The organism is Phaeovulum sp. W22_SRMD_FR3, from assembly GCF_052113705.1.
Lineage (GTDB): Bacteria > Pseudomonadota > Alphaproteobacteria > Rhodobacterales > Rhodobacteraceae > JBGQOG01.
Genome location: NZ_JBGQOG010000010.1, coordinates 73,591 through 98,583, shown reverse-complemented (window position 1 = coordinate 98,583; position 24,993 = coordinate 73,591). Strand labels below are relative to the sequence as shown.

The 24,993-nt window shown below is 66.0% G+C and carries 24 protein-coding genes; 19 read left to right on the top strand and 5 right to left on the bottom strand.

Going from position 1 to position 24,993, the window contains the following annotated elements:
• The first annotated feature begins 88 nt into the window (after positions 1 to 88).
• The 5 genes from arfB to ACEN2S_RS14150 all read left to right on the top strand — a co-directional run bounded on the left by arfB (position 89) and on the right by ACEN2S_RS14150 (position 4,729).
• Positions 89 to 511 carry an alternative ribosome rescue aminoacyl-tRNA hydrolase ArfB gene (gene arfB / locus ACEN2S_RS14170; protein ID WP_441866819.1) on the top strand — a complete coding sequence of 141 codons (423 nt, stop codon included), beginning with the start codon at positions 89 to 91 and terminating at the stop codon, positions 509 to 511.
• Entirely contained in the window at positions 501 to 1,766 is a 1,266-nt protein-coding gene (locus ACEN2S_RS14165) for an aspartate aminotransferase family protein (protein WP_441866880.1), read from the top strand. The genes arfB and ACEN2S_RS14165 overlap by 11 nt, the downstream gene beginning before the upstream one ends.
• Positions 1,763 to 2,728, top strand: coding sequence for a phosphotransferase enzyme family protein (locus ACEN2S_RS14160; RefSeq protein ID WP_441866817.1), 966 nt, complete (start codon positions 1,763 to 1,765; stop codon positions 2,726 to 2,728). Before ACEN2S_RS14165 ends, ACEN2S_RS14160 begins: the two co-directional genes overlap by 4 nt.
• On the top strand, positions 2,728 to 3,189 hold the full coding sequence (locus ACEN2S_RS14155; RefSeq protein ID WP_441866815.1) for an NUDIX hydrolase: 462 nt from the start codon (positions 2,728 to 2,730) through the stop codon (positions 3,187 to 3,189). The genes ACEN2S_RS14160 and ACEN2S_RS14155 overlap by 1 nt, the downstream gene beginning before the upstream one ends.
• A 67-nt stretch (positions 3,190 to 3,256) precedes the next feature.
• The gene (locus ACEN2S_RS14150) at positions 3,257 to 4,729 is read left to right on the top strand and encodes an inorganic phosphate transporter (RefSeq protein WP_441866813.1); all 1,473 of its coding nucleotides are present in this window, start codon (positions 3,257 to 3,259) and stop codon (positions 4,727 to 4,729) included.
• Positions 4,730 to 4,814: 85 nt separating this feature from the next.
• Here the strand turns inward: ACEN2S_RS14150 and pncB are convergent, their stop codons facing one another.
• Positions 4,815 to 6,107 (bottom strand): nicotinate phosphoribosyltransferase, encoded by a 1,293-nt coding sequence (pncB, locus tag ACEN2S_RS14145; RefSeq protein ID WP_441866811.1) that lies wholly within the window; start codon positions 6,105 to 6,107, stop codon positions 4,815 to 4,817.
• 78 nt (positions 6,108 to 6,185) lie between these two features.
• Positions 6,186 to 6,791 (bottom strand): bifunctional nicotinamidase/pyrazinamidase, encoded by a 606-nt coding sequence (pncA, locus tag ACEN2S_RS14140; RefSeq protein WP_441866809.1) that lies wholly within the window; start codon positions 6,789 to 6,791, stop codon positions 6,186 to 6,188.
• A 129-nt stretch (positions 6,792 to 6,920) separates the two neighbouring features.
• Between pncA and trhO the strand changes: the two genes are divergently transcribed.
• Complete coding sequence (trhO, locus tag ACEN2S_RS14135; RefSeq protein ID WP_441866807.1) at positions 6,921 to 7,829, top strand: oxygen-dependent tRNA uridine(34) hydroxylase TrhO; 909 nt, start codon at positions 6,921 to 6,923, stop codon at positions 7,827 to 7,829.
• Here the strand turns inward: trhO and ACEN2S_RS14130 are convergent.
• Complete coding sequence (locus ACEN2S_RS14130) at positions 7,826 to 8,020, bottom strand: hypothetical protein (RefSeq protein ID WP_441866806.1); 195 nt, start codon at positions 8,018 to 8,020, stop codon at positions 7,826 to 7,828. The two genes, trhO and ACEN2S_RS14130, sit on opposite strands and share 4 nt — an antisense overlap.
• Before the next feature lie 152 nt (positions 8,021 to 8,172).
• Between ACEN2S_RS14130 and mbfA the strand changes: the two genes are divergently transcribed.
• The 6 genes from mbfA to ACEN2S_RS14100 all read left to right on the top strand — a co-directional run bounded on the left by mbfA (position 8,173) and on the right by ACEN2S_RS14100 (position 13,030).
• A complete protein-coding gene (gene mbfA / locus ACEN2S_RS14125) occupies positions 8,173 to 9,150 on the top strand; it encodes an iron exporter MbfA (protein WP_441866805.1) in 978 nt (325 codons plus the stop codon).
• A gap of 105 nt (positions 9,151 to 9,255) precedes the next feature.
• Positions 9,256 to 10,185 (top strand): AEC family transporter, encoded by a 930-nt coding sequence (locus ACEN2S_RS14120; protein WP_441866804.1) that lies wholly within the window; start codon positions 9,256 to 9,258, stop codon positions 10,183 to 10,185.
• An 8-nt stretch (positions 10,186 to 10,193) separates the two neighbouring features.
• On the top strand, positions 10,194 to 11,027 hold the full coding sequence (fghA, locus tag ACEN2S_RS14115) for an S-formylglutathione hydrolase (RefSeq protein ID WP_441866803.1): 834 nt from the start codon (positions 10,194 to 10,196) through the stop codon (positions 11,025 to 11,027).
• Positions 11,024 to 11,482, top strand: a complete 459-nt coding sequence (locus tag ACEN2S_RS14110; protein WP_441866802.1) for a YaiI/YqxD family protein — start codon at positions 11,024 to 11,026, stop codon at positions 11,480 to 11,482. The genes fghA and ACEN2S_RS14110 overlap by 4 nt, the downstream gene beginning before the upstream one ends.
• Positions 11,475 to 12,092 (top strand): HAD-IA family hydrolase, encoded by a 618-nt coding sequence (locus ACEN2S_RS14105; protein ID WP_441866801.1) that lies wholly within the window; start codon positions 11,475 to 11,477, stop codon positions 12,090 to 12,092. The genes ACEN2S_RS14110 and ACEN2S_RS14105 overlap by 8 nt, the downstream gene beginning before the upstream one ends.
• Positions 12,089 to 13,030 carry an ornithine cyclodeaminase family protein gene (locus ACEN2S_RS14100; RefSeq protein WP_441866800.1) on the top strand — a complete coding sequence of 314 codons (942 nt, stop codon included), beginning with the start codon at positions 12,089 to 12,091 and terminating at the stop codon, positions 13,028 to 13,030. The genes ACEN2S_RS14105 and ACEN2S_RS14100 overlap by 4 nt, the downstream gene beginning before the upstream one ends.
• A 74-nt stretch (positions 13,031 to 13,104) precedes the next feature.
• Here ACEN2S_RS14100 and ACEN2S_RS14095 read toward each other — a convergent pair whose 3' ends face one another.
• Positions 13,105 to 14,343: an MFS transporter gene (locus ACEN2S_RS14095; protein ID WP_441866799.1), complete on the bottom strand. Its 1,239-nt coding sequence runs from the start codon at positions 14,341 to 14,343 to the stop codon at positions 13,105 to 13,107.
• A 452-nt stretch (positions 14,344 to 14,795) separates the two neighbouring features.
• On the opposite strand from ACEN2S_RS14095, the gene ACEN2S_RS14090 reads away from it, so the two are divergent.
• From ACEN2S_RS14090 to ACEN2S_RS14075, 4 genes are all read left to right on the top strand, one after another.
• Positions 14,796 to 15,584, top strand: coding sequence for an exodeoxyribonuclease III (locus tag ACEN2S_RS14090; RefSeq protein WP_441866798.1), 789 nt, complete (start codon positions 14,796 to 14,798; stop codon positions 15,582 to 15,584).
• A 97-nt stretch (positions 15,585 to 15,681) separates the two neighbouring features.
• Positions 15,682 to 16,599 carry a thioredoxin gene (trxA, locus tag ACEN2S_RS14085; RefSeq protein ID WP_441866797.1) on the top strand — a complete coding sequence of 306 codons (918 nt, stop codon included), beginning with the start codon at positions 15,682 to 15,684 and terminating at the stop codon, positions 16,597 to 16,599.
• A gap of 39 nt (positions 16,600 to 16,638) precedes the next feature.
• Positions 16,639 to 17,268, top strand: coding sequence for an LON peptidase substrate-binding domain-containing protein (locus tag ACEN2S_RS14080; RefSeq protein WP_441866796.1), 630 nt, complete (start codon positions 16,639 to 16,641; stop codon positions 17,266 to 17,268).
• A complete protein-coding gene (locus ACEN2S_RS14075) occupies positions 17,265 to 17,489 on the top strand; it encodes a Trm112 family protein (protein ID WP_441866795.1) in 225 nt (74 codons plus the stop codon). Before ACEN2S_RS14080 ends, ACEN2S_RS14075 begins: the two co-directional genes overlap by 4 nt.
• Positions 17,490 to 17,540: 51 nt before the next feature.
• On the opposite strand, the gene ACEN2S_RS14070 is transcribed toward ACEN2S_RS14075, so the two are convergent.
• A complete protein-coding gene (locus ACEN2S_RS14070) occupies positions 17,541 to 18,773 on the bottom strand; it encodes a UbiH/UbiF/VisC/COQ6 family ubiquinone biosynthesis hydroxylase (protein WP_441866794.1) in 1,233 nt (410 codons plus the stop codon).
• Positions 18,774 to 18,853: 80 nt separating this feature from the next.
• Between ACEN2S_RS14070 and ACEN2S_RS14065 the strand changes: the two genes are divergently transcribed.
• From ACEN2S_RS14065 to ACEN2S_RS14055, 3 genes are all read left to right on the top strand, one after another.
• Positions 18,854 to 20,191, top strand: coding sequence for an amidase (locus tag ACEN2S_RS14065; protein WP_441866793.1), 1,338 nt, complete (start codon positions 18,854 to 18,856; stop codon positions 20,189 to 20,191).
• Positions 20,192 to 20,309: 118 nt separating this feature from the next.
• A complete protein-coding gene (locus ACEN2S_RS14060; protein WP_441866878.1) occupies positions 20,310 to 21,488 on the top strand; it encodes an aminotransferase class I/II-fold pyridoxal phosphate-dependent enzyme in 1,179 nt (392 codons plus the stop codon).
• 10 nt (positions 21,489 to 21,498) lie between these two features.
• Positions 21,499 to 24,927 (top strand): DNA translocase FtsK 4TM domain-containing protein, encoded by a 3,429-nt coding sequence (locus ACEN2S_RS14055; RefSeq protein WP_441866792.1) that lies wholly within the window; start codon positions 21,499 to 21,501, stop codon positions 24,925 to 24,927.
• The last annotated feature ends 66 nt before the right edge of the window (positions 24,928 to 24,993 follow it).

Below are 24,993 nucleotides of genomic sequence, written 5' to 3'. Positions count from 1 at the left end.
CGTTTGTCGCCGCCCGGCACTCCTTTTGCGCGCCCCTGCCTTTCGGGCCGCAGCTGCCCTTTCGTCCCAAAGGACCACCCGGTCGCCCATGCTCAGGATTTCCGACACCATCCATCTCGCCGATTGGGAGATGAGCGAGAATTTCACCCGCTCTCAGGGGCCGGGCGGGCAGAATGTGAACAAGGTGGAGACGGCGGTCGAGCTGCGGTTTGAGGCCGAACGCTCGCCGCATCTGCCGCCCGCGGTCAAGGCGCGGCTGAAGCGGCTGGCCGGGCGGCGCTGGACGCTGGATGGCGCAATCCTGATCCGGGCAGAAGAGACCCGCTCTCAGGCGCGCAACCGCGAATTGGCGCGCCAGCGACTGGTCGAGCTGGTGCAGGCGGCGCTGGTGGCGCCGAAACGCCGGATCGCGACCAAGCCCACCTTGGGCAGTCAGCGGCGGCGGTTGCAGGCGAAATCCGTGCGCGGCACGGTGAAATCGCTGCGCGGGAAAGTGGATGATGACGAGTGATCTGATCGCGCGGCGCGCGCGGCTTTTGGGGCCGAATGTTCCCACCTTCTACGACGATCCGGTGCATATCGTGCGGGGAGAGGGCGTCTGGCTCTGGGATGCTTCGGGGCGGCGCTATCTCGATTGCTACAACAACGTGCCGCATCTGGGCCATTGCCATCCCGCCGTGGTGGCGGCCATTGCGGAGCAGGCGGCGCGGCTGAACACCCATACCCGCTATCTGCATGAGGGCATCCTGAACTATGGCGAGCGGCTGGTGGCGAAATTCGGCCATGATCTCAGCCAGTTGATCATGGTCTGCACCGGCTCTGAGGCGAATGACATCGCATTGCGCATGGCACAGGCGGTGACCGGCAAAACCGGCTTTATCGCCACCGACAACACCTATCACGGCAATACGACGGCGGTGGCGCATCTCTCGACCCGCCGCCCGCCGATCGGCGGATGGCCGGGCCATATCCGCCGGGTGCCCGCCCCCGACAGCCTCGCGCCGCTGGGCGGCAGTCTGGCCGCGCAGCCACAGGCCTTTGCCGAGGGTGTGGCGCAAGCGATTGCAGAGCTGGAGGCATCGGGCCATGGCTTTGCCGGGCTGATGCTTTGCCCCGCCTTCGCCAATGAGGGGCTGCCCGAGGTGGGGCCGGGGTTCCTTGATCCGACCGTTGAGGTGGTGCGCCGGGCGGGCGGGCTGATCCTGTGTGATGAGGTGCAGCCGGGTTTTGGCCGCCTTGGCCGCCACTGGTGGGGGCATGAGCATTTGGGTTTTGCGCCCGATGTGGTGACTTTGGGCAAGCCGATGGCCAATGGGCATCCGGTGGGGGCCGTGGTGACGCGGCCTGATATCATGGCGGCCTTTCGCACTGCGTTTGGCTATTTCAACACCTTTGGCGGCAATCCGGTGTCTTGTGCCGCCGCTTTGGCGACGCTGGAGGCACTGGAGGCCGAGGGGCTGGTGGCGAATGCCGCCGATGTCGGGGCCCATGCGCTGGGCCTGATGCAGCAGCTCTCGCATCCGCTGATTGCCGATGTGCGCGGGCGCGGCCTGTTCTTTGCGGTGGAATTCGCGCGGGACGGGCAACCGGCCAGCGAGTTCTGCGGCCGGGTGGTGGAGGCGATGCGCGCGCGCGGCGTCCTCCTGGGCCGTGTGGGTCGCGCGCAGCATATCCTGAAGCTGCGGCCGCCGATGCCGATCACCCGCGCCGATATGGATTTCGCGGTGGCGGAGCTGGCGCAGGTTCTGGCGGAGATCCCCGCATGAGCGAAACCCCCGCCGAAGCGCAGGACATGGCCGACCGCGCCCTGCGCGCCTGGGGCGGAGCGGGATCTGCGCGGCTGGTGACGCGGCGCGAGAACACGGTGTTTCAGGTGGATCTGCCGCAGGGGCGCGCGGCGCTGCGGCTGCACCGGCGCGGCTATCAATCGGCGGCGGGCATCGCGGCGGAATTGCAGTTCATGACGCATCTGACCCGCGCCGGAGTGCCGGTGCCGCAGCCCATTGCCCGGCCGGAGGGCAGTTGGCTTTATGAAGAGGGCGACCGGCAGATCTCTTGCGTCTCCTGGCTGGAGGGCGTGGCGCTGGGGCGGGCCGACACGCCGTTGCCGCAGCCGGTCCCTGTGCAGGCCGCGCAGATGCGGGCGCTGGGTGCGCTGGCCGCACGAATGCATACGGCGAGCGACGGGCTGGTGCTGAACCGCCCGCAGTGGAATGCCGAGGGGCTTTTGGGCGCTGAACCGCTCTGGGGGCGGTTTTGGGAGCATCCGGGCTTTTCGGAGCCAGAGCGCGGGCAGATCCTCGCCGCGCGCGAGGCGGCCAAGAGACGGCTGGCCACCGTGGCCGACTACGGCCCGATCCATGCCGATCTGCTGCGCGAGAATGTTCTGGTCGGCCCCGAGGGTCTGGCGTTGATCGATTTCGACGATGGTGGCATGGGCTACCGGCTCTATGACCTTGGCACAGCCTTGGTGCAGGGGCTGGAGGAGCCGGGCCTGACCGCTCGCGCCGAGGCGCTGCTGGCGGGTTACACCGCGGCGCGCGGCGGGGGGCAGCCTGCGCCGACGCTGCAGGATCTGACGTTTTTCGTGATGTTGCGCTGTTTCGCCTCGGTCGGCTGGATCGCCAGCCGGGCGGCACAAGACGATCCGCGCCAATTGCTCTATACGCGCCGGGCGGTCAGACTGGCCGGGCATTTTCTGGACGGATCCGCCGTGGGAGGTATGTAATGGGTAGCATGTTTCAAAAACTGACACGGATGTTCAACAAGCCGCCGCATCTGCAGGTGGGGGCGCTGTGTCTGCGCAAAAATCGCGGGCAAACCGAGGTGCTGCTGATTTCCAGTCTGGGCACCGGGCGCTGGATCATCCCCAAAGGCTGGCCGATGCGCGGCAAAAGCCTGGCCGCGGCCGCGCAGCAGGAGGCCTGGGAAGAGGCTGGGGTGAACGGCGCGATCCATCCCAAAGCGCTCGGCAGCTACCATTACATGAAGGAACGCGACAACGGCTTGGCGCTTTATTGCGAGGTGCAGGTCTTTGCGCTGACCGTCAAACGCCTGCGCGAGGACCATCCCGAAGCGGGCCGGCGGAAATTGCGCTGGGTCAGCCCGGAGGAGGCGGCGGCACTGGTGGGTGAGCCCGGATTGAAACGCCTGATTGCCGGAATAGACAGTCACTTTCCCCTGAAATGAGGTTGTTTTGCTGGGGCAAACCCGATACCTCGCCGCAACTGTAACGAAATGATGACAGAGGCGCGACATGGCCCAGCCGCCGGTGAACCAGTGGAAAACCCTCGATAAGGACCTCAGCCGCATCGGGCAGCTGGAGGATGCGACGCATTTCGTGGCGCGGCCGCTGGTGGCACCGGGGATCGCGCTGGCCTTTATCGTGCTGGTTGCCCTCGTGGCCACGGCCTTTGTGGGCGGCGAGCCGGGGGCCATTCTGGTGATCGCGGCGGCGGCGATCGGTGCCTATATGGCGCTGAACATCGGCGCCAATGATGTGGCCAACAACATGGGGCCTGCGGTTGGTGCCAATGCGCTGACCATGGGCGGCGCGCTGGCGATTGCGGCGGTGTTCGAGACGGCGGGGGCACTGCTCGCGGGCGGCGATGTGGTGGGCACCATCTCCTCCGGGATCGTCAGTCCGGCGGCGGTGCCGGATGCGGCCAGTTTCGTCTGGCTGATGATGGCCTCGCTCTTGGCGGCGGCGCTCTGGATCAACCTGGCCACCATGCTGGGCGCACCGGTCTCGACCACGCATTCGGTGGTGGGCGGCGTTGTCGGCGCGGGGATCGTGGCGGCAGGCTTTGGCGCCGTGAACTGGCCCGCCATTGCGCAAATCGCGGCAAGCTGGGTGATCTCGCCGGTGATGGGCGGGGTGATCGCGGCGGCGTGCCTCGCCTTCATCAAGGCGCGGATCATGTATGTCGAGGACAAGATCGCGGCGGCGCGCCTTTGGGTGCCGGTGCTGATCGGCGTCATGGCGGGAACCTTTGCCACCTATCTGGCGATCAAGGGCCTGAAAAAGATCTTTGATATCACGCTGGGCACCGGCCTGCTGATCGGGCTTTTGGCGGGCCTCGCGTTCTGGGCGCTTTCGGTGCCGATGATCCGGCGGCAGTCCGAAGGCGTTGAAAACCGCAAGAAATCGCTGAAGAAACTCTTTGCCCTGCCGCTGGTGATCTCGGCGGCGCTGCTCTCCTTTGCGCATGGGGCGAATGATGTGGCCAATGCGGTCGGCCCGCTGGCGGCCATCGTGCATGCGGTGCAAGAGGGCGATATCGCCGCCAAGGTCGACATCCCCAGCTGGGTGATGCTGATGGGCGCGCTGGGCATCTCGATGGGGCTGATGCTGTTCGGGCCGCGGCTGATCCGGCTGGTGGGGTCCGAGATCACCAAGCTCAACCCGATGCGCGCCTATTGCGTGGCGCTCTCGGCGGCGGTGACGGTCATTCTGGCCAGCTGGCTGGGGCTGCCCGTCAGCTCGACCCATATCGCGGTCGGCGCGATCTTTGGCGTGGGCTTCTTCCGCGAATGGCATGCCGAGCGGCGCGCCCGCGCGCTGGGCCTGTCCAAGGGGAAACCCGTCGCCCCGGAAGAGCGGCGCCGGCGCAAGCTGGTGCGCCGGTCGCATTTCATGTCGGTGGCGGCGGCCTGGGTGATCACCGTGCCTGCCTCCGCCGCACTCTCGGCGCTGATCTTTGTGATCCTGCGCGCGATCACCACCTGACCCCGCGCCCGGGCTTTGCCTGATCCCAAATATCCCCGCCGGAGGCTTCCGCCCGCACCGTTCGCGGAACGGCGGGGCGGGGGCGTCAGACGATCACCTCGCGGTGCGCCTGCGCGCCAACGCCAAACACCCGTTTGTAGCGCGCGATCTGATCGGCGGGGCCCATCGCCTTTTCCGGATTGTCCGAGAGTTTGACCGTGGGGCGGCCATCTGCCGCCACCGCCTTGCAGACAAGGCTGAACGGCGCCAGCGCATCCCCGGCAACCAGCCCGCGAAAGTCATTCGTCAGCAAGGTGCCCCAGCCAAAGCTGACCTTCACCCGCCCCACGAAACGCGCATGCAGGGCGTGGATCTCGGCCACATCCAGCCCGTCAGAAAAGATCACCAGCTTTTCGCGCGGATCTTCGCCGCGCGATTGCCACCAGCGGATCGCGGTTTCGGCGCCAGTGGCCGGATCGCCGCTGTCGATGCGGATGCCGGTCCAGCCCGCCAGCCAATCGGGCGCGCCCGCCAGGAACCCCTCGGTGCCATAGGTGTCGGGCAGAATGATGCGCAGATTGCCGTCATGCTCTTCCTGCCAGTCGGCCAGAACCCGGTAGGGGGCCTGGCGCAACTCGGCATCGCTGTCGGCCAGTGCGGCATAGATCATCGGCAGCTCATGCGCATTGGTGCCGATCGCCTCGATGTCGCGCCGCATGGCGATCAGACAGTTCGAGGTGCCGGTGAAGGCGCTGCCCAGCCCCTCCATCATCGCCTGCACGCACCAATCCTGCCAGAGGAACCCATGCCGCCGCCTTGTGCCGAAATCGGCGATCTTCAGGCCGGGAATCGTCCGCAGGCTCTCGATCTTTTCCCAGAGCCGGGTCATCGCCCGGGCATAGAGCACCTGCAGCTCAAACCGCCCCATGTCGCGCAGCACCGCGCGGCTGCGCAGCTCCATCAGGATCGAGAGCGCGGGGATCTCCCAGAGCATCACCTCGGGCCAGCTGCCCTCAAAGGTCAGCTCATATTGCCCGTCGTGTTTTTCCAGATGATAGGCGGGCAGGCGCAACCCCTCGAACCATTCCATGAAGTCGGGGCGGAACATCTGCCGCTTGCCGTAAAACATATTGCCGCGCAGCCAGGTGCTCTCGCCGCGCGCCAGCCGCAGGCTGCGCACATGGTCAAGCTGTTCGCGCAGCTCGCCCTCATCAATCAGCTCGGCCAGACGGATGGTCTTGCTGCGGTTGATCAGGCTGAATTCCACCTGCGTTTCCGGGCGGTTGCGGAACACCGACTGACACATCAGCAGTTTGTAGAAATCGGTGTCGATCAGCGAGCGCACGATCGGGTCGATCTTCCATTTGTGGTTGTGCACGCGGGTCGCAATATCGGCCATGGTCTATGTCTCCTCAGGCCTGACGGTTAAAGCAGGCCGGATCGGGGATTGGCAAGCCGAAGCCTGCGCGGGGCAGGATCAGCCGAGCCTTACCCCCGCCGCAAGCATCGCCTCCCGTGCCTTGGCCAGCGAGCCGTCCAGGTCAATCGCGCGGCAGGCCGCCTCGATCACCGTCACCTCAAAGCCGAGGCGCGCGGCATCCATCGCCGACCAGGCCACGCAATAATCCAGCGCGAGGCCGGTAAAGGTCAGCGCGGTCACGCCGCGGTCGCGCAGATACCCGGCGAGGCCGGTGGAAGTGGTGTGGTCATTCTCGAAAAACGCCGAATAGCTGTCGATGGCGGGGTTCATGCCCTTGCGGATCACCAGATCGGCGGGGGTGGTCACCAGATCCGGGTGAAAGGCCGCGCCATCCGTCCCTTGCAGGCAATGCGCGGGCCAGAGCGTTTGCGGGCCATAGGGCATCTCGATCTGCGTGAAAGCGGCCGCGCCGGGGTGGTTCACCGCGAAGGAACTGTGATCCGCCGGATGCCAGTCCTGCGTCAGCACCACCACCGGGAAATCCGCCATCAGCGCATTGATCTGCGCCACGATCGCATCGCCGCCCGCCACCGCCAGCGCGCCGCCGGGGCAAAAATCGTTCTGCATGTCGATGACGATCAGCGCATGGGTATGGGGGTGCATGGGGGCCTGCCTTTCCGTTTCCCTATCGGTAGGGGCCGCCGCCCGGCAGGTCAACGCTGGCCGCGCAGGGAAAGCGCTGCGACATCCTTTCGCTTGCGGGAAAGGCGCCGCGGGTCTAGGAGAGCGCGCATGTTTACCGTTGCCGCGCTCTATCATTTCACCCGCTTTGCGGACCCCGCCGCGTTGATCGCACCCTTGCAGGCCCTGGCCGAAGCCGAGGGCGTGCGCGGATCGCTCCTGATCGCCGGGGAGGGGATCAACGGCACCATCGCGGGCAGCCGCAATGGCATTGACGCGGTGCTGGCGCATATTCGCGCCCTGCCGGGCTGTGCGGATTTTGAGTGGAAGGAAAGCCCCGCCGCGACCATGCCCTTTGGCCGGATGAAGGTGCGGCTGAAGCGCGAGATCGTGACGATGGGCCAGCCCGATGTCGATCCGCGCGCGGCGGTGGGCCATTATGTGCAGCCCGCCGAATGGAACGCGCTCATTCAGGCGCCGGATGTGGTGGTGATCGACACCCGCAATGATTACGAGGTTGAGATCGGCACCTTCGAGGGCGCGGTTGATCCCGGCACGCGGTCCTTCCGCGATTTCCCGAAATGGTGGGAAGAGAATGCCGAGCGCTTTCACAACAAGCGCGTGGCGATGTTCTGCACCGGCGGCATCCGCTGCGAGAAATCGACGAATTTCCTGCTCGGTCAGGGCATCGAAGAGGTCTACCACCTCAAGGGCGGCATCCTGAAGTATCTGGAAGAGGTCCCCGAGGAAGAGAGCCTCTGGCAGGGGCAATGCTTTGTCTTCGACAGCAGGGTCAGTCTGGGGCATGGCCTGAAGCAGGGCGATTACGACACCTGTCACGCCTGCCGCCGTCCGCTCTCAGTTGCGGACAAGCTGCGCCCGGAGTTTGAAGAGGGCGTCTGCTGTCACCGCTGCGCCGGGGAATACACCGCCGCAGACCGGGAGCGGTTCCGCGAGCGGGCCCATCAGATGCGGCTGGCCGCCGAGCGCGGCGCGGCGCATCTGGGGCAGCAGCTTTAGTTTCCGCTGGTCGAGACGGTCACCGACAGTTTCTTGGGCGACGGCCGGTCCGCGCTGCTGACCGTGGCCACGACCGGCCGCGGAAAGCTGAGGCGCGGCAGATCCATGCCATAGCCGCCCGCCACCACCGGCAGAGCCACCACAGAGGCGGCGATCACAGAAAAGACGAGGATCGGGAGGGAGGGGTTCATGGGAAGTCTCCTAACTGAACTGAAGTGTTCAGATGCATTAGTGAACCGTATAGTTCACTTCTGCAAGTAAAAAATGAACTGCGCAGTTCAGAAAATGCACTTGCATCAGCGCGGCGAGGCGATACCTTAGAACCATTCTAAAAAGGTGCATCATGATACCGTCTTTTTCGTCCCGTCGCCGCTTTGCCGAGCTCTCCGAACAGGAGGTTCTGGCCCTGGCGATTTCCTCGGAAGAGGATGACGCCCGCATCTACCGGCAATATGCCGAGAAACTGCGTGCCGCATATCCCGGCTCTGCGGCGGTTTTCGATGAGATGGCGGTGGAGGAAGATGACCACCGCCGCCGCCTGATCGAGGCGCATCGCGCGCGCTTTGGCGAGGTGATCCCGCTGATCCGGCGGGAACATGTGGCGGGGTTCTATGCCCGCCAGCCGGTCTGGCTGATCGAGAACCTCTCGCTCGAGCGTATCCGCGGCGAGGCCGAGGCCATGGAACATGCGGCAGCCGCATTCTACACCAAGGCCGCCGGGGCCACTTCGGATGCCGCCACCCGCAAATTGCTGGGCGATCTGGCGGCGGCTGAGGCCGGTCACGAGACGCGCGCCGGTGAATTGCAGGGCGAGCATCTGGATGCCGAGACGAAATCCGAAGAGGACCGCGCCGCGCACCGGCAGTTCATCCTGACCTGGGTGCAGCCGGGGCTGGCGGGGCTGATGGACGGCTCGGTCTCGACCCTGGCGCCGATCTTTGCGACGGCTTTTGCGACGCAAGACACCTGGACCACCTTTCTGGTGGGCGCGGCGGCCTCGGTCGGCGCGGGCATCTCGATGGGCTTTACCGAGGCCGCGCATGATGACGGCGTGCTCTCGGGGCGCGGCTCGCCGCTCAAACGCGGGCTGGCCTCCGGGGTGATGACCGCACTTGGCGGGCTCGGCCATGCGCTGCCCTATCTGATCCCGGATTTCTGGACCGCCACCACCATCGCGATGATCGTGGTTTTCGTCGAGCTTTGGGCGATTGCCTGGATCCAGAACCGCTTTATGGAAACGCCGTTCTTCCGCGCGGCGTTGCAGGTCGTGGTCGGTGGCGCGCTGGTCTTTGCCGCGGGTGTGCTGATCGGCGGCGGCTGATCCCGCCGTCGCCCGAGATCCGAAATTCCACCCGCGGCATGCCGAAATGCGCCTCGGGTGTTTTTGCGGCTGGCGGGCGCGGCGCGGGGCTGTTAGCCCTAGGCCATGCTGGCGATTTTCCTCAAGACGCTTCCGTTTTTCGCGCTGATCGGGCTGGGCTGGGCCGCCGGCCGGGTGAAGTTTTTCCCCGCCGAAGCCACCGCCTGGCTGACGAAATTCGTCTTTTACTTCGCGCTCTCGGCGATGCTGTTCCGTTTTGCGGCCACGCTGCCGTTCTCCGACCTCTTTGATCCGGTGTTTGTGGCGGCCTATCTGAGCGCTTCGCTGACGGTCTGCCTGTTGGCCTTTGCCGTGGCCCGCCTGCGCGCCCTGCCCTTGGAAGAGGCGGCGATGGAGGCCTATACCGCGATGACCGGCAACACTGGCTTTCTCGGCGTGCCGATGCTGGTGGTGCTGTTGGGGGCCGCCGCCGCCGGGCCGGTGCTGATGGTGCTCTGCACGGATATGATCGTGTTTTCCTCGATCCTGACCATGGTGATCGCCGCGGCCCGTCATGGCCGGATCAGCCTCGGCCTGCTGCGGCCCCTGGCGCTGGGGCTGCTGAAAAACCCGATGATCACCTCGATTCTGGCCGGGCTCACCTGGTCGGTGCTGAAAATCCCGATGCCCGTACCGCTCAATGACTTCCTGACGCTGCTGGGGGCCGCTGCCACGCCCGGCGCGCTCTTTGCCATCGGCGCCTCGCTGGCCGACAAAAGCGCAGAGCGGGTGCGCCCCGCCGTCTGGCTCTCGGGGGCCAAGCTGGTGCTGCATCCGCTTGCCGTGGCCGTGGCCGCGCTGTGGCTCTTCCCGGTCGATCCCTTTGCCGCCGGGGTGATGATCGCGGCGGCGGCTTTGCCGGTGGCGGGCAATGTCTATATCCTCTCGGCCCATTACGGCATCGCGCGTCAGCGGGTGTCGGCTTCCATCCTGATTTCCACCGCGGCGAGCATTCTGACCGTGCCGGTCGTGATCGCCTGGGTCACCCATCACTAGGAGATAATATGCGTACCCTCTCAGAAAACCGCTGTTTCGGGGGCGTTCAGGGCGTCTATGCACATGCGTCGCAGGCGACCGGGACCGAGATGACCTTTGGCCTCTTCCTGCCCGCCGAGGCCGAGGATCAGCCGGTGCCGGTGCTCTGGTATCTTTCCGGCCTGACCTGCACGCATGAGAATGCGATGACCAAGGCGGGGGCGCAGAAATGGGCCGCCGAGCATGGCATTGCGCTGGTCTTCCCCGACACTTCGCCGCGCGGCGAGGGGGTGGCGAATGATGCCGCCTATGATCTGGGGCAGGGTGCGGGGTTCTACGTCAACGCCACGCAAGACCCCTGGGCGCCGCATTTTCAGATGTGGGATTATGTGGCCGAAGAGCTGCCGAACCTCCTCGCCACCAATTTCCCGATCAACGAAGAGCGCCAGGCGATCACCGGCCATTCGATGGGCGGGCACGGCGCGCTGACGCTGGCGATGTCGCTGCCGGGGCGGTTCACCTCGGTTTCGGCCTTTTCGCCGATCTGCAACCCGACCGCCTCGGACTGGGGCCGCAAACAATTCACCGCCTATCTCGGCACCGATGAGACGCGCTGGGCCGCGCATGATGCGAGCCTTCTGATGACGGCGCAGGGGTTTGACGGCGATGTGCTGGTGGATCAGGGCACATCGGATCAGTTCCTTGACCTTCTGATGCCGGAAAGCTTCGCCACGGCGATGATGAAACGCCGCCAATCGGGCGCGTTCCGCATGCAGGCGGGCTATGATCACAGCTATTTCTTCATCCAGACCTTCATGGCCGAACATATCGCCTTCCACGCCGAGGCTTTGTACCGCCCATGATCTATCTCGATGCCGATGCCTGCCCGGTGAAGGACGAGGCCGAGCGGGTCGCCACCCGTCTGGGCCAGAAATTGCTGATGGTCTGCAACGGCGGCCTGCGTCCCTCGGCCAATCCTTTGGTGGAAATGGTCTATGTGGCGGCGGGCCCGGATGAGGCCGACAAATGGATCGCCGAACGGGCGGGGCGGGGCGATGTCGTGGTGACCGTCGACATCCCGCTTGCGGCGAAATGCGTAGAGGCCGGGGCGCGGGTCCTGAAACATGATGGCGAGGCGCTGACCCCCGCCAATATCGGCAATGTGCTGGCCACCCGCGATCTGATGGCGGATCTGCGCAGCGCCGATCCATTCCGGCAGGGCGGCGGCAAGGGGTTTTCCAAGGCCGACCGGTCACGGTTTCTCGATGCTCTGGATCGGGTGACCCGGGCTGCGATGAAAGAGGCAGAGAATGATTGAAGCGGTGATCTTTGACATCGGCAATGTGCTGATCGAATGGCAACCCGAGCGGCATTACGACAGCATCATGCCGCGTGCGCGGCGCGAGGCGATGTTTGCCGCCGTCGATCTGCATGCGATGAATGACGCGATCGACCGCGGCGCCCCCTTCCGCGAGACGATCTATGCCGAGGCGGAAAAACACCCCGAATGGCGGGAGGAGATCCGCCGCTGGCATGATGACTGGATCCATATGGCCAGCCCGGCGATTCCGCATTCCGTGCGGCTCTTGCGGGCGCTGCGGGCCCGCGGCGTGCCGGTTTTCGCGCTGACCAATTTCGGGATTGAGAGCTTCGCCTATGCCCAGACGCAGTATGATTTCCTGAGCGAATTTGACCGCGCCTATGTCTCGGGCCAGATGGCGGTGATCAAACCGGATGCCGAGATTTACGCCCGGGTCGAGGCGGATTGCGGCATTGCCCCCGGGGGTCTACTCTTTGCCGATGACCGCGCGGATAATATTGCCGCCGCCGCCGCGCGCGGCTGGCAGACGCATCTGTTCACCGCGCCCGACGGTTGGGCCGCGCGGCTGATCGCCGAAGGGCTGCTCAGCGAGGAGGAAGCGCAATGACCGCCAGAGTATCCGGCACACGATCCGGCCCCGAAATCGTCGGTCCCGAAGCCGAAGCCCATCTGGACTGGCTCACCCTGACCGAGGCGCTGGAGGCGGGCCACTATCTGCCGCGCGCCGAGGTGGCGGATACCTTCCTCTACCGCGGCAAGGATACCTTGCTCACCCGCTCGGCCTGGATCGACGGCCTCGGCCTTGCGGTGAAAGCGGCAACCATCTTCCCCGGCAATCCGGCGGCGGGACGCGGCTCGGTCAACGGGGTGGTCAACCTGCTGAGTGATGAGACCGGCGAACTGGAGGCCTTGGTCGATTTTCAGCTCGTCACCAAATGGAAAACCGCAGGCGACAGCCTGCTCGCCGCGCGCAAACTGGCCCGGCCCGAGGCGCGCGACGTGCTGATCATCGGCGCGGGAAATGTGGCGGCCTCGATGATTGCGGCCTACCGGGCCGCCTTTCCCGGCGCAAAGTTCAGCATCTGGAACCGCTCGCACGAGGCGGCGCGCAAACTGGCGGACGCCAGCGGCGCGACAGCGGTCACCGATCTGGAAACCGCCACCCGCCGCGCCGAGATCATCGCCACCACCACCATGGCGCAAAGCCCGCTGCTGATGGGCGACTGGCTGGCGCCGGGCACCCATGTCGACCTGATCGGTGCCTACCGGCCGGACATGCGCGAGGCGGATGACAATGCACTGCGCCACGCGCGGCTTTTCGTCGACTCCCGCGCCACCACCTTGCACCACATCGGCGAGATCAAGGATCCGCTGGAACGCGGCGTGATCTCCGAGGCGGATATCATCGCCGATTACTACGACCTCCCCTCGGGCCGCTTTGCCCGGCAAAGCCCGGAAGAGATCACCATCTGCAAGAACGGCGGCGGCGCGCATCTCGACCTGATGGTGGCGCAATACGCCCTGCAAGCCTGGCGCGCCCGCTGATCTTTGCCTGATCCAAAATATCCCGGGGGTCCGGGGGCAGCGCCCCCGGCCTCACCACGCGCGCCCGGCCCGGATCACTCGGCCGCCACCATCGCCATCGGCTTTTCCCGCACCGGCAGATGCGCGATGGCCGAAAACGCCCCGACGCCGACGCCGATCCACCACACAATCGTGTAGCTGCCATAGAGGTCATAGAGCTTGCCCCCCAGCCAGACGCCCATGAACGAGCCGATCTGATGCGAGAGGAAGACAAAGCCATAGAGCGTGCCCATATAGCGCAGCCCATAGATATGCGCGACAAGCCCCGAGGTCAGCGGCACCGTGGCCAACCACAACGCCCCCATCGAGAGCGAGAACAACAGCACCGTCGCCGGGGTCATCGGCGTCAGGATAAACGCCGCCGAGACCAATGTGCGCGCCAGATAAATCCCCGCCAGCAGGTATTTCTTGGTATAGCGCTTGCCCAGCCAGCCCGCCGTGATCGTGCCCGCAATATTCGCCAGCCCGATGACCGAAATGGCAATCGCCCCCAGCGCCGAGGTGGTCGAGATCCCCAGTGATGCGAGCATGCCGGTGGGGTCAATGGCGCCGCACATCTCGGTCACAAAGGCCGGGAAATGCGCGGTGATAAAGCCCAGCTGATAGCCGCAGGAGAAAAAGCCCACAAAGATCAGGATGAACGAGGGGTCCTTGAAGGCGCGGGTCAGCACCGCTCCCATGCTTTCCTCCAGCTCATGTTTGCTGGCCATCGCAGGCGCGCGCAGCATCGGCAGCGCGAACAGCGTCAGCAGGATGATCCCCGAAAAGATCATGAACACCGATTGCCAGGGGAAATGCGCCAACAGCCCCTGTGCCAGCGGCGCGCCGAACACCTGGCCCGCCGATCCGGCAGCGGTGGCAATCCCCAGCGCCAGACTGCGGTTCTCGTTGGAGCTCGCGCGGCCCACCACCGCCAGGATCACCCCAAAGCCGGTCCCCGCAATGCCAAAGCCCACAAGGATCTCCAGCATCTGATGCTGCAGCGGCGTGACGGCGAGCGAGGAGAGCATCAGCCCCGCAGAATAGAGAAGCGCCCCGAGGATGATCGCGCGGCGATCCCCGAATTTCTCGGCAAAGGCGCCAAAGATCGGCTGGCCGATCCCCCAGGCCAGGTTCTGAATGGCGATGGCCAGCGAGAACTCGGCGCGCGGCCAGCCAAATTCGCTGGCGATGGGAATCTGGAACATCCCAAAGCTCGCCCGCAGGGCAAAGTTGATCAGCAAGATGATGCAACCACCGATCAGAACCGGGGTGAACAGACGGGCGTGGCTCATGATGGGGCTCCGGGATGCGAGACTGCAGAGTTCAGATGAAACCCGCCTCAGGTCAATCGCCGTTTTGTGATGGGGACAATTCGGCGATGGAATGCGGGGTTTGCGGCCTCTGTTGCAGGCCCGTCACCTGCGGGTTGCGGGCGATGGGTGACAAGATCAGCGCGTTCCGCCCCGGGCGGACCGCCACCCCGCCCTGACCGCCACCCCGCCCTGACCGCGCAAAAAATCGCGGCCTCCGGGGAACCCCGGGCGTGCCCCGGCGTTATCTCATCGAAGCCCCCGTGGCCGGGGTCAAGGCCACTACCCTGTTGTCTCTCCTACCCCACTTGACCCGGACCAATGGTCCGGGTTTTTCTTTGCGCCGATCCGCGTTCAGCGGCTTGCCCCTGCGGCGATCCCGGTTAGGATCGCGCCGCCCCGCGCGCGCCGCGCGCCAGACCAAGGAACAGCCGATGACCTTCACCCTCGCCACCTGGAACATCAACTCGGTCCGCCTGCGCGAAGGTCTGGTCGCCAAGCTTCTGGGCGAGGAGGCGCCGGATGTGCTCTGCCTGCAGGAATGCAAAAGCCCGGTGGAGAAAATCCCGCTCGAGCAATTCGCGGCGCTGGGCTACCGCCACATCGTGGCGCGCGGCCAAAAGGGCTATAACGGCGTGGCCATTCTGTCGAAAACCCCGCTGGAGGATGTGGATGGCCGCGATTTCGCCGGGCTGAACCACGCCCGCCATGTCGCGGCACGGCTGGAGAACGGCGTGGTCATCCACAATTGCTATGTCCCCGCCGGGGGCGATATTCCCGACCGCGAGGCCAATGTGAAATTCGGCCAGAAGCTCGATTACCTCAGCGAGATGCGCGACCATTTCCGCGCCCAGCGGCCGCACAAGGCGATTCTGGTGGGCGATCTGAACATCGCCCCGCGCGAGGATGACGTCTGGAACCACAAGGCGCTGTTGAAAATCGTCAGTCACACGCCGGTCGAAGTGGCGGCACTGGCCGAAACGCAAGAGGCCGGGCGCTGGGTCGACATCACCCGGCAGGATATCCCCTCGGGCAACCTGTACAGCTGGTGGAGCTACCGCAGCCCGGATTGGGATGCGGCGGACAAAGGCCGCCGTCTGGACCATATCTGGGCCACGCCCGACATTTCGGGGGCGGCACATTCCAGCCGGGTTTTGCGCGCCGCCCGCGGCTGGGAGCAGCCCTCGGACCACGCGCCGGTCTTTGCGACCTTTGATTTGTGAGCTGAACGGGCTTTAACGCGAATTGGTGCGGGCCTGCCCCTTGGCCTGCCGCATGTCGCATCGCATATAGGGGGCAACAGATTTTCAGGGGGCAGAGATGTTCGGCACCGACCAGAAACCCAACACCGCAGCCGCCGCCGATGCGGCGGTGATTTTTGACGTCACCGAAGCCGATTTCATGGCCCGCGTCGTCGAGGCCAGCAAGGAAGTGCCGGTCATCGTGGACTTCTGGGCGCCCTGGTGCGGCCCGTGCAAGACGCTGGGTCCGGCGCTGGAGGCGGCGGTCACCGCTGCGGGTGGCAAGGTGCGGATGGCGAAAGTGAACGTCGACCAGAACCAGATGCTGGCCGGGCAGATGCAGGTACAGTCGATCCCGACGGTCTATGCCTTCTGGCAAGGCCAGCCGGTGGACGGCTTTCAGGGCGCGCAGCCCGCGTCGCAGATCAAGACCTTCGTCGACAAGCTGGCGGCGCTGGTGGGTGATGATGGCGGTCTGGCCGATGCCATCGAGGCCGCCGAGACCATGCTGGCCGAGGGCGCGGTGCAGGATGCCGCCGAGACCTTTGCCGCGATTCTGGAAGAAGATCCGAACAGCGCCGAAAGCCATTCCGGGCTGATCCGGTCCTATCTGGCGCTGGGCGATCTGGCGCAGGCCGAGGCGGCGCTGGCTGCCGTGCCCACCGCCATCGCAGGCACTGCCCCGATTGAGGCGGCCAAGGCGCAGATCGCGCTGGCGCATCAGGCGGCGAATGCCGGGCCGCTCGACGCTTTGTCGGCGGCGGTGGCGGCGGACCCCGCCGATCATCAGGCGCGTTTTGACTATGCCACCGCCTTGCATGCGGCGGGCGATGTCGAAGCGGCGGTGGAACAGCTGCTGGAATTGTTCCGCCGCGACCGCGAGTGGAACGAGGGCGCCGCGCGCACGCAGCTCTTCACCATTTTCGACGCCATGAAGGCCACGGATCCGATCGTGCTCAAGGGGCGCCGCCGTTTGTCGTCGATGATCTTTGCCTAAAGCGTCCTGCGGACTAGGTTACCCTGCATGACAAAACGCATGGCTGACCTTCCCGCGGTACTGCCGCTGTTCCCGCTTCCTGGCGCGCTGTTGCTGCCGCGCGCCCGGTTGCCGCTCCACATATTCGAGCCGCGCTATGTGCAGATGCTCGAGGATTGCCTGAAGACGCCCGAGCGGCTGATCGGCATGGTGCAGCCGCGCAAGGTGCCCGGCGGCCCGCCGCGTCTGAACGCCATCGGCTGCGCCGGGCGTCTGACCGCCTTTTCCGAAACCGAGGACGGGCGCTACATGATCACCCTCTCCGGCATCTCGCGGTTTCGGATGGTGCAGGAGATCGAGGGCTTTACCCCCTACCGGCGGGGCCATGTCACCTGGGAGGGGTTTGAGCGCGACCGCGGCGCGGTTGAAACCGATGCCGCGCTCGACCGTGACGCGTTCATGGACCTTCTGGGCCGGTTCTTTGCCGATCAGGGGCTTGCGACGGATTGGGAGTCGCTGAAAGATGCCGAGGATGAGCTGCTGATCAACTCGCTCTCGATGCTGTTGCCGTTCGAGCCGGAGGACAAACAGGCGCTGCTGGAGGCGCCGCGGCTGGAAAACCGCCGCGAGACTCTGGTGACGCTGATCGAATTTGCGATGCGCGGTGGCGATGAGGAGATGGTGCAATGAGTGATGCCGCGGACAGCAACCGCGCCGAGGGGCCAGCCCGCCCGGAGTTTGACCGCCGTATGCTGGAGGGGCTGGTCTGCCCGCTGACGCAGGCGGTGCTCAGCTATGATGCGGGCGCGCAGGAGCTGATCTCGCGCCGGGCGGGGCTGGCCTTTCCCATCCGCTCCGGCATTCCGATCCTGCTGATCGACGAGGCGCGCCGACTGGACGACGAGGCCTGAGGCGAAAACCCGCTGAGGGCCAGGCCTGATTAAGTCAGGCCCGCCCTGAACTCAGAGGGCGCGGCCTTGCAAAAGCCGAGGCTGACCCGCCCGCATGCCCGCTGCTTCGCGCATGAAACGGCGGCGCAGACCGGGCAGGGCCTGCACCAGTCCCATCCCCAGATCGCGCCCGGCCCGCAGCAGCGGATTGTTGTTGGAAAACAATTTGTTGACGGCGTCCATGCCGAGGGCCATTGCGGTTGAATCAAACCGCCGCCAGCGCTGATACCGCTCCAGCACATCCGCCGCGCCGATATCCTCGCCACGCCGATGCGCCTCAACCAGCACTTCGGCCAGCGCGCCCACATCGCGCAGCCCGAGGTTCAGCCCCTGTCCGGCAATCGGATGCACCCCATGCGCGGCATCGCCCACCAGCGCCAGACGCGGGGCGACATACTCCTCGGCCAAAGTCAGCGTCAGCGGATAGGAAAAGCGCGGGCTGGCCAGACGGATCTCGCCCAGAAAATCGCCAAAACGCGGGCGGAGCATGCCCAGAAAATCTTCGTCCGGCAGGGCGGCCAGCGCGCGGGCGTTGCTGTCCTTCTCGCTCCAGACGATTGAGCAGCGGTTGCCGGTCAGCGGCAGAATCGCCAGCGGTCCGGTGGGCATGAAAAACTGATGCGCGATGCCGTCATGCGGCAGGTCATGCTCGAGCGCGCAGACCAGCGCGGTTTGCCCGTATCCCCAGCCGCGCCGCTTGATCCCCGCCCGTTCCGCCACGCCCGAGCGGCGGCCATCGGCGCCGATCAGCACCCTGCCCGTCAACTCGCGGCCATTCGACAGCATGACCGAAATGCCGGAGGCAGAGGCGGTTTGCGACAGCACCGAGGTGCCGGCGATCATGGTGATCGAGGGCGAGGCGTCCAGCGCATCCTGAAAGGCGCTGTAAAGATGGCGGTCTTCCAGCATATAGCCCACCGGGCCGCCATCCAGCTCGGCACTGTCGAACTGCAGCCCAAACATCGCAGCACCTTCACCGGCATGGCCGTCATGCGCGCGCACCTCGCGCAGGGGCTGCGCGCGCTCCGCAACGGCGGGCCAGGTGCCGATCACCGAGAGCAGCTTTTGCGAGGCGATGGCCAAAGCATAGGCGCGGCCGTCAAAACCCGCATCCGCACGGCTGCGCGGCGGCTGCGCATCGACCACCGCCACGCTCAGCCCGGCCCCTGCCAGCGCCAATGCCAGAGCCGGGCCATTCAGCCCGCCCCCTGCCACGATCACGTCGAAGAAATCATCCTGTCCCATGTGCCCTACTATGGCGTGTCGCGCGGGATTGTCCATGTGTTCTGCGCGCGTTAGCTTGCGTCAAAATGGAGGGATGCGCGATGGATTTCCGCGAGATGACGGCAGCCGAGCAGGGGCGGGCGATTGGCGAGGGCAAGGCCTGTCCGGTGGATCTGGCCGAAAGCTATCTGGAGGCTGCCGCTGCCCATCCCGATGGCGCGCGCATTTATGCCCGGCTGACGCCGGAGCGGGCGCGGGCAGAGGCGATGGCCGCGCGCGCGCGGGCCAAGGCGGGCACCCGGCGCGGGTTGCTCGATGGGGTCTCGCTCTCGTGGAAGGATCTCTTTGATTCGGCAGAGGTGGCCACGGAATCCGGCTCGCGCCTGCTGGAGGGTAGGGTGCCGGAAACCGATGCCGAAGTGCTCGCCACCGCCACCTTGGGCGGCGGCGTCTGTCTGGGCAAAACCCATATGACGGAGCTGGCCTTCTCGGGCCTTGGCATCAACCCGATGACCGCGACGCCGCCGAATGCGGTGGTGCCGCATCTGGCGCCGGGCGGCTCCTCCTCTGGTGCGGCGGTCTCGGTGGCTTTGGGGCTGGCGGCGGGGGCGGTTGGCTCGGACACCGGCGGCTCGGTGCGGATCCCCGCCGCGTGGAATGACCTCGTGGGGCTGAAAACCACGCATGGCCGGGTGTCGCTGAAAGGCGCGGTGCCGCTTTGTGCGAAATTCGACACGGTGGGGCCGCTGGCCCGCAGCGTCGAGGATTGCGCGCTGATCCTGTCGCTGATCGAGGGGCGGGCGGCGCCGGATCTGGCCGGGGCCAGTCTGACGGGCGCGCGGCTTCTGGTGCTGGAAGGACTGCCGATGGAGGGCGCGCGGGCCGAACCTCTGCGCGGGTTCGAGCAGGCGGTGGAGGCGCTCGGTCGCGCCGGGGCCAAAATCGAGCGCCGGGCGCTGAAGATGGTCGATCCGGCGATGGCCCTCTCGCCCACGCTATTCGCCCCCGAGGCCTATGGGCTGTGGATGGACGAAATCGAGGCGGCGCCCGAAAAGATGTATGCGCCGATCCTGGAGCGGTTCCGTGGCGGTGCGACGGTGCGCGCGGCGGATTATGTCGCGGGTTGGGCGGCGCTGGAGCGCTACCGGCAGGCCTGGAATGCCGCTGTGGCGGGTTATGACGCGGTTCTGGTGCCCACCGCGCCGATCCTGCCGCCCGATGCGGCGCGGCTCTTGTCCGACAGCGCCTATTTCGCGCAAGAGAACCTGCTGGCGTTGCGCAACACCCGGATCGGCAACATTTTTGGCCTCTGTGCGCTGACCTTGCCCACCGGCCTGCCCTGCACCGGCATTTCGCTGATGGGACAACCGGGAGGCGAGCACGCGCTTTTGCGGCTGGGCGCAGCGGTTGAGCCGGTTTTGCGGGCACTCGCCAACTGAAAAGCCACAATTTGAGCAAGCAAGCGCCGGTCCCCCGGCGCTTTTTCTTGCCGCGCCCGCCGCGTTCGGGTTAGTTTGGCCGTAACGGGGCGCAATGACCCCGACGAGTGAGGCAGCAATGGCGTTTCCCGAGCGGTTTTCGAACCTGCCCGATTATGCGTTTCCGCGTTTGCGGAAACTTCTCGACGTGCATCCTGCGGGCGGCACGCCCATCGCCATGACCATTGGCGAGCCCTGTCACCCGATGCCCGATTTCGTGGCGCCGGTGCTGGCCGCCCATGTGCATGAACTTGCGAAATATCCCCCGAACGACGGCACGCCCGAGCTCTTGTCCGCCATCTCGGCTTGGCTGGCCGGGCGCTATGGCGTCAGCGTTGGCCCCGACCGGCTGATGGTGCTGAACGGCACGCGGGAGGGGCTGTATAATGCCGCGATGGCGCTCTGCCCTGAGGAAAAGAACGGCAAAAAGCCCGTCGTGCTGATGCCGAACCCGTTCTATCAGGTCTATGCCGTGGCGGCGCTTTCGGTCGGGGCCGAGCCGGTCTATGTGCCCGCGACCGAGGCCACCGGCTTTTTGCCCGACTACGCCAGCCTGCCCGCCGAAGTGCTCGACCGGGTGGCGATTGCCTATCTCTGTTCGCCCGCCAATCCGCAGGGGGCCGTCGCCTCGCGCGACTATCTCGCCGGGCTGATCGCCTTGGCGGAAAAGCATGATTTCCGGATTTTCGCCGATGAATGCTACTCCGAACTCTGGCGCACCGCGCCGCCGCCGGGGGCGCTGGAGGTCTCCGAGGCGATGGGCGCCGATCCCGAACGCGTGGTGATCTTCCATTCGCTCTCCAAACGCTCAAACCTGCCGGGGCTGCGCTCGGGCTTTTGCGCGGGCGGGGCGGAAAGCATCGCCCGCATCCGTCAGCTGCGCGCCTTTGCCGGGGCGCCGCTGCCCTTGCCGGTACAGCGGGTCAGCGAACGGGCCTGGGCCGATGAGGCGCATGTGGTCGAGAACCGCGCGCTTTATAATGAGAAATACAAGATCGCTGAGCAGATCTTTGCCGGGGCCAATGCCTATCAGACGCCGGAGGGGGGCTTTTTCCTCTGGCTGCCGGTGGCCGATGGCGAGGAAGCGGCGCTGAAACTCTGGCGCGAGACGGGGGTGCGGGTGCTGCCCGGGGCCTATCTCGCGCGGGATTCCGAATTCGGCAACCCGGGCCGGGCCTATATCCGGGTGGCACTCGTCGCCCCAAAAGAAGAAATGCAGCGCGGGCTGATCCAGCTACGTGACTGCCTCTATGCGTGAGGACAGGAAGATGGCATCCTATCAGGTGAGACAGCGCGACCCGCTTTTGGACCAGAACACCCAGGCGGTGCTGGAACGACGCGGCAAGGAACTGGTCGGTGCCGGTCTGGTGCTGGTGGGCTTTCTCGTGGCCCTGATGCTGATGTCCTATTCCCCCGAAGATCCGAGCTGGATGGCGGCGACCGATGCCCCGGCGCAGAATATTCTGGGCCGGTTTGGCGCGGCCATTGCCTCGCCGCTTTATATCATCGCGGGCTATGGCTCCTGGGGTGTCGCTTTGGCGCTGATGGTCTGGGGCGCGCGTTTTGTCACCCACCGGGGCGAAGAGCGGGCGATGTCACGCGCGGTTTTCGTGCCGATCGGCGTGGCGCTGGTCTCGGTTTACGCCTCTTCGCTGACGCCGGGGGCCGATTGGGGCCACAGCTTTGGCATGGGTGGTCTGTTCGGCGATACTGTGATGGGCGCGCTCTTGGGCATGTTGCCGGTGGGCGCCTCGTTCGGGCTGAAGTTTCTGGCGCTGGTGATCGCTGTGGCGATGCTGGGGATGGGCCTCTTTGTGCTGGGTTTTGACGCGGCAGAGCTGCGCACCATCCGCCGCTTCCTTGGCCGTGGTTCGGTGCTGCTCTATGTGGCGGCAATGAATCTGCTGGGCAAAGGCGCGGCCGCTTCGGTGCAGGCGGCGCAGGCGGCGGCGCAGATGGCACAGGCCAAGGCGCAGGAGCGCATCGCGCAGCGCCGGGCGCAGGCGGCGGGCCGTCAGGCCCCCGCCGGTATGGCGCAGGATTGGTATGCCGAAGACAGCCAGGATTGGCAGCAGGACTATGCGCCCGCGCCCGCAGCACCCCCGCGTGCCGCGCAAAGCAACCGCATCCGCCGCGCCGTCGACCCGGAGTATTTCGCCAATCCGGCCTATAACCCCGAGCCGGAACTGATTGAACAGCACGACCCCTGGGCCGATCATCCGATGGATGCGCCATCGCCGGACCGCATCCGCGCCCGGATTGCCGATGCGGTGAAAAGCCGCGCGACGGCACCGCAACCGGTTGATCTGTATGGCTACGCCGACGCGCAGGACGATGCCGGATTGCAAGGCTACGCCGACACCCATCATGCGCCGCAGCTGTACGCAGAGCGCCGCTATGCCCCCGATGAGGCCGAAGAGCTTTCCTATGCCCCGAGTGTCCCGCTGCGCGCCGAGCCCGCGCTGCACGCCCCCGCCCCCGCGCCCGCCGCGGCCCCGGTGGCGGCAGGCGCTGTCTCGGCGGTGATGGCCGCCGTGGCCAGCCGGATGGCGCGCGGTCCGAAAGCGCCGCTGGTGTCCGAGCGCGCCCGTGTCGAGCCGAGCCTGCGGGCCGAGCCGCCGCTGCAGGCGCGTCCGCGCTTCATGCCGGGCGCCGCTGCCGCACCGCAAGCCGCCGGGAAGGTGCAGCCCGCCTTGACCCGCTCGGCCGCGCCGCGCCCGCGGATGGACCCGATGCCGGAAATGCCGGGCGTGGTGGAAGATGCCGCCTTTGATCCGGCTTTCGCGGGCAGTGACGGGCTGCGTGCGCCGGGGTTTGAGCCCTTTGAGATCGAGTTTGACGACGCGCTGGATTACGCCGAACAAGACAGCGTGAATGCGTTTGAGGAATCCGCCACCCCCGCCCGCGCCTTGCTGCGTGGCGCGGCCCGCGACGAGCCTGCCACGGACGCCTATGCCGGTGACTGGGACGCAGAGGACAATGACAATGTCTTTGCGGTGGATGATGAGGATGACGCCCCGCTGACCACCCCCTTGACGGCGTCGCGTGCGCCGCTGTCGCGCGTGGTGATCCCGCAGCCGGAGGCGCGCCGCGTGGTGCAAAACCCGGTGAAAAAGCCGATTGCCCCCTCGCGTCAGGCCCAGGCCGAGGCGCAGCCGCGTCTGGCGCTGGAGCCGCAGGTCTCCAGCTACGAAGTGCCGCCGCTGAACCTGTTGACCAACCCCGCCTCGGTGCAGCGCCACAGCCTCTCGGATGAGGCGCTCGAGGAAAACGCCCGCATGCTGGAAAACGTCCTCGACGATTACGGCGTCAAGGGCGAGATCGTCAGCGTGCGCCCCGGTCCGGTGGTCACCATGTACGAGCTGGAACCGGCGCCGGGCCTAAAGGCCAGCCGGGTGATTGGTCTCGCCGATGACATCGCGCGCTCGATGTCGGCGCTCTCGGCACGGGTGTCGACGGTGCCGGGCCGCACGGTGATCGGGATCGAATTGCCGAATGCCAACCGCGAAAAGGTCGTGCTGCGCGAGATCCTCTCGGCGCGCGATTTCGGCGACAGCGCGATGCGGCTGCCGCTGGCTTTGGGCAAGGATATCGGTGGCGAGCCGATCATTGCCAACCTTGCCAAGATGCCCCACCTGCTGATCGCCGGGACCACGGGTTCGGGGAAATCGGTGGCCATCAACACGATGATCCTCAGCTTGCTCTACAAGCTCTCGCCCGAGGAATGCCGCCTGATCATGATCGACCCCAAGATGCTGGAACTCAGCGTCTATGACGGCATCCCGCATCTCCTCTCGCCCGTGGTGACCGACCCTAAAAAGGCGGTTGTCGCCCTGAAATGGGTGGTGGGCGAGATGGAAGAGCGCTACCGCAAAATGTCGAAAATGGGCGTGCGCAACATCGAAGGCTACAACGGCCGCGTGCGCGAAGCTCTGGCGCGGGGCGAGACCTTCAAGCGGACCGTGCAGACCGGCTTTGACGAGGATACCGGCGAGCCGGTGTTCGAGACTGATGAATTCACCCCCTCGACCATCCCCTATATCGTGGTGATCGTCGATGAGATGGCCGATCTGATGATGGTGGCGGGCAAAGAGATCGAGGCCTGCATCCAGCGTCTGGCGCAGATGGCGCGGGCGTCGGGCATCCACCTGATCATGGCGACCCAGCGTCCCTCGGTCGATGTGATCACCGGCACGATCAAGGCGAACTTCCCCACCCGGATCTCGTTCCAGGTGACCTCGAAGATCGACAGCCGCACGATTCTGGGCGAACAGGGTGCCGAGCAACTGCTGGGCATGGGCGACATGCTCTATATGGCGGGCGGCAGCCGGATCACCCGGATTCACGGTCCCTTCGTCAGCGATGAAGAGGTCGAAGAGATCGTCAACCATCTGAAAAGCTTCGGGCCGCCGGAATATATGTCGGGCGTGGTCGAAGGGCCGGATGAGGGGCGTGAAGCGGATATCGACGCGGTGCTGGGTCTGGGCGGCGGCACGGATGACGTGGAAAACGCGCTTTATGACACGGCGGTCGCCATTGTCTGCAAGGACCGCAAATGCTCGACCTCCTATATCCAGCGCAAATTGGGCATCGGCTATAACAAGGCCGCGCGTCTCGTGGAGCAGATGGAGGAGCAGGGCGTGGTCACCGCGGCGAACCATGTCGGCAAACGCGAAATTCTGGTGCCCGAGCATTGAACGGACCCCCCTCCCCCACCGGGGGGGGAACCAAATCACCGCCGCGGGGTTACCCTGACCGGATGG

Excerpts from the sequence above, each read along its gene's own strand:
- arfB (WP_441866819.1), top strand. The coding sequence starts at position 89 with ATGCTCAGGATTTCCGACACCATCCATCTCGCCGATTGGGAGATGAGC.
- ACEN2S_RS14165 (WP_441866880.1), top strand. The coding sequence starts at position 501 with ATGACGAGTGATCTGATCGCGCGGCGCGCGCGGCTTTTGGGGCCGAAT.
- ACEN2S_RS14160 (WP_441866817.1), top strand. The coding sequence starts at position 1,763 with ATGAGCGAAACCCCCGCCGAAGCGCAGGACATGGCCGACCGCGCCCTG.
- ACEN2S_RS14155 (WP_441866815.1), top strand. The coding sequence starts at position 2,728 with ATGGGTAGCATGTTTCAAAAACTGACACGGATGTTCAACAAGCCGCCG.
- ACEN2S_RS14150 (WP_441866813.1), top strand. The coding sequence starts at position 3,257 with ATGGCCCAGCCGCCGGTGAACCAGTGGAAAACCCTCGATAAGGACCTC.
- pncB (WP_441866811.1), bottom strand. The coding sequence starts at position 6,107 with ATGGCCGATATTGCGACCCGCGTGCACAACCACAAATGGAAGATCGAC.
- pncA (WP_441866809.1), bottom strand. The coding sequence starts at position 6,791 with ATGCACCCCCATACCCATGCGCTGATCGTCATCGACATGCAGAACGAT.
- trhO (WP_441866807.1), top strand. The coding sequence starts at position 6,921 with ATGTTTACCGTTGCCGCGCTCTATCATTTCACCCGCTTTGCGGACCCC.
- ACEN2S_RS14130 (WP_441866806.1), bottom strand. The coding sequence starts at position 8,020 with ATGAACCCCTCCCTCCCGATCCTCGTCTTTTCTGTGATCGCCGCCTCT.
- mbfA (WP_441866805.1), top strand. The coding sequence starts at position 8,173 with ATGATACCGTCTTTTTCGTCCCGTCGCCGCTTTGCCGAGCTCTCCGAA.
- ACEN2S_RS14120 (WP_441866804.1), top strand. The coding sequence starts at position 9,256 with ATGCTGGCGATTTTCCTCAAGACGCTTCCGTTTTTCGCGCTGATCGGG.
- fghA (WP_441866803.1), top strand. The coding sequence starts at position 10,194 with ATGCGTACCCTCTCAGAAAACCGCTGTTTCGGGGGCGTTCAGGGCGTC.
- ACEN2S_RS14110 (WP_441866802.1), top strand. The coding sequence starts at position 11,024 with ATGATCTATCTCGATGCCGATGCCTGCCCGGTGAAGGACGAGGCCGAG.
- ACEN2S_RS14105 (WP_441866801.1), top strand. The coding sequence starts at position 11,475 with ATGATTGAAGCGGTGATCTTTGACATCGGCAATGTGCTGATCGAATGG.
- ACEN2S_RS14100 (WP_441866800.1), top strand. The coding sequence starts at position 12,089 with ATGACCGCCAGAGTATCCGGCACACGATCCGGCCCCGAAATCGTCGGT.
- ACEN2S_RS14095 (WP_441866799.1), bottom strand. The coding sequence starts at position 14,343 with ATGAGCCACGCCCGTCTGTTCACCCCGGTTCTGATCGGTGGTTGCATC.
- ACEN2S_RS14090 (WP_441866798.1), top strand. The coding sequence starts at position 14,796 with ATGACCTTCACCCTCGCCACCTGGAACATCAACTCGGTCCGCCTGCGC.
- trxA (WP_441866797.1), top strand. The coding sequence starts at position 15,682 with ATGTTCGGCACCGACCAGAAACCCAACACCGCAGCCGCCGCCGATGCG.
- ACEN2S_RS14080 (WP_441866796.1), top strand. The coding sequence starts at position 16,639 with ATGGCTGACCTTCCCGCGGTACTGCCGCTGTTCCCGCTTCCTGGCGCG.
- ACEN2S_RS14075 (WP_441866795.1), top strand. The coding sequence starts at position 17,265 with ATGAGTGATGCCGCGGACAGCAACCGCGCCGAGGGGCCAGCCCGCCCG.
- ACEN2S_RS14070 (WP_441866794.1), bottom strand. The coding sequence starts at position 18,773 with ATGGGACAGGATGATTTCTTCGACGTGATCGTGGCAGGGGGCGGGCTG.
- ACEN2S_RS14065 (WP_441866793.1), top strand. The coding sequence starts at position 18,854 with ATGGATTTCCGCGAGATGACGGCAGCCGAGCAGGGGCGGGCGATTGGC.
- ACEN2S_RS14060 (WP_441866878.1), top strand. The coding sequence starts at position 20,310 with ATGGCGTTTCCCGAGCGGTTTTCGAACCTGCCCGATTATGCGTTTCCG.
- ACEN2S_RS14055 (WP_441866792.1), top strand. The coding sequence starts at position 21,499 with ATGGCATCCTATCAGGTGAGACAGCGCGACCCGCTTTTGGACCAGAAC.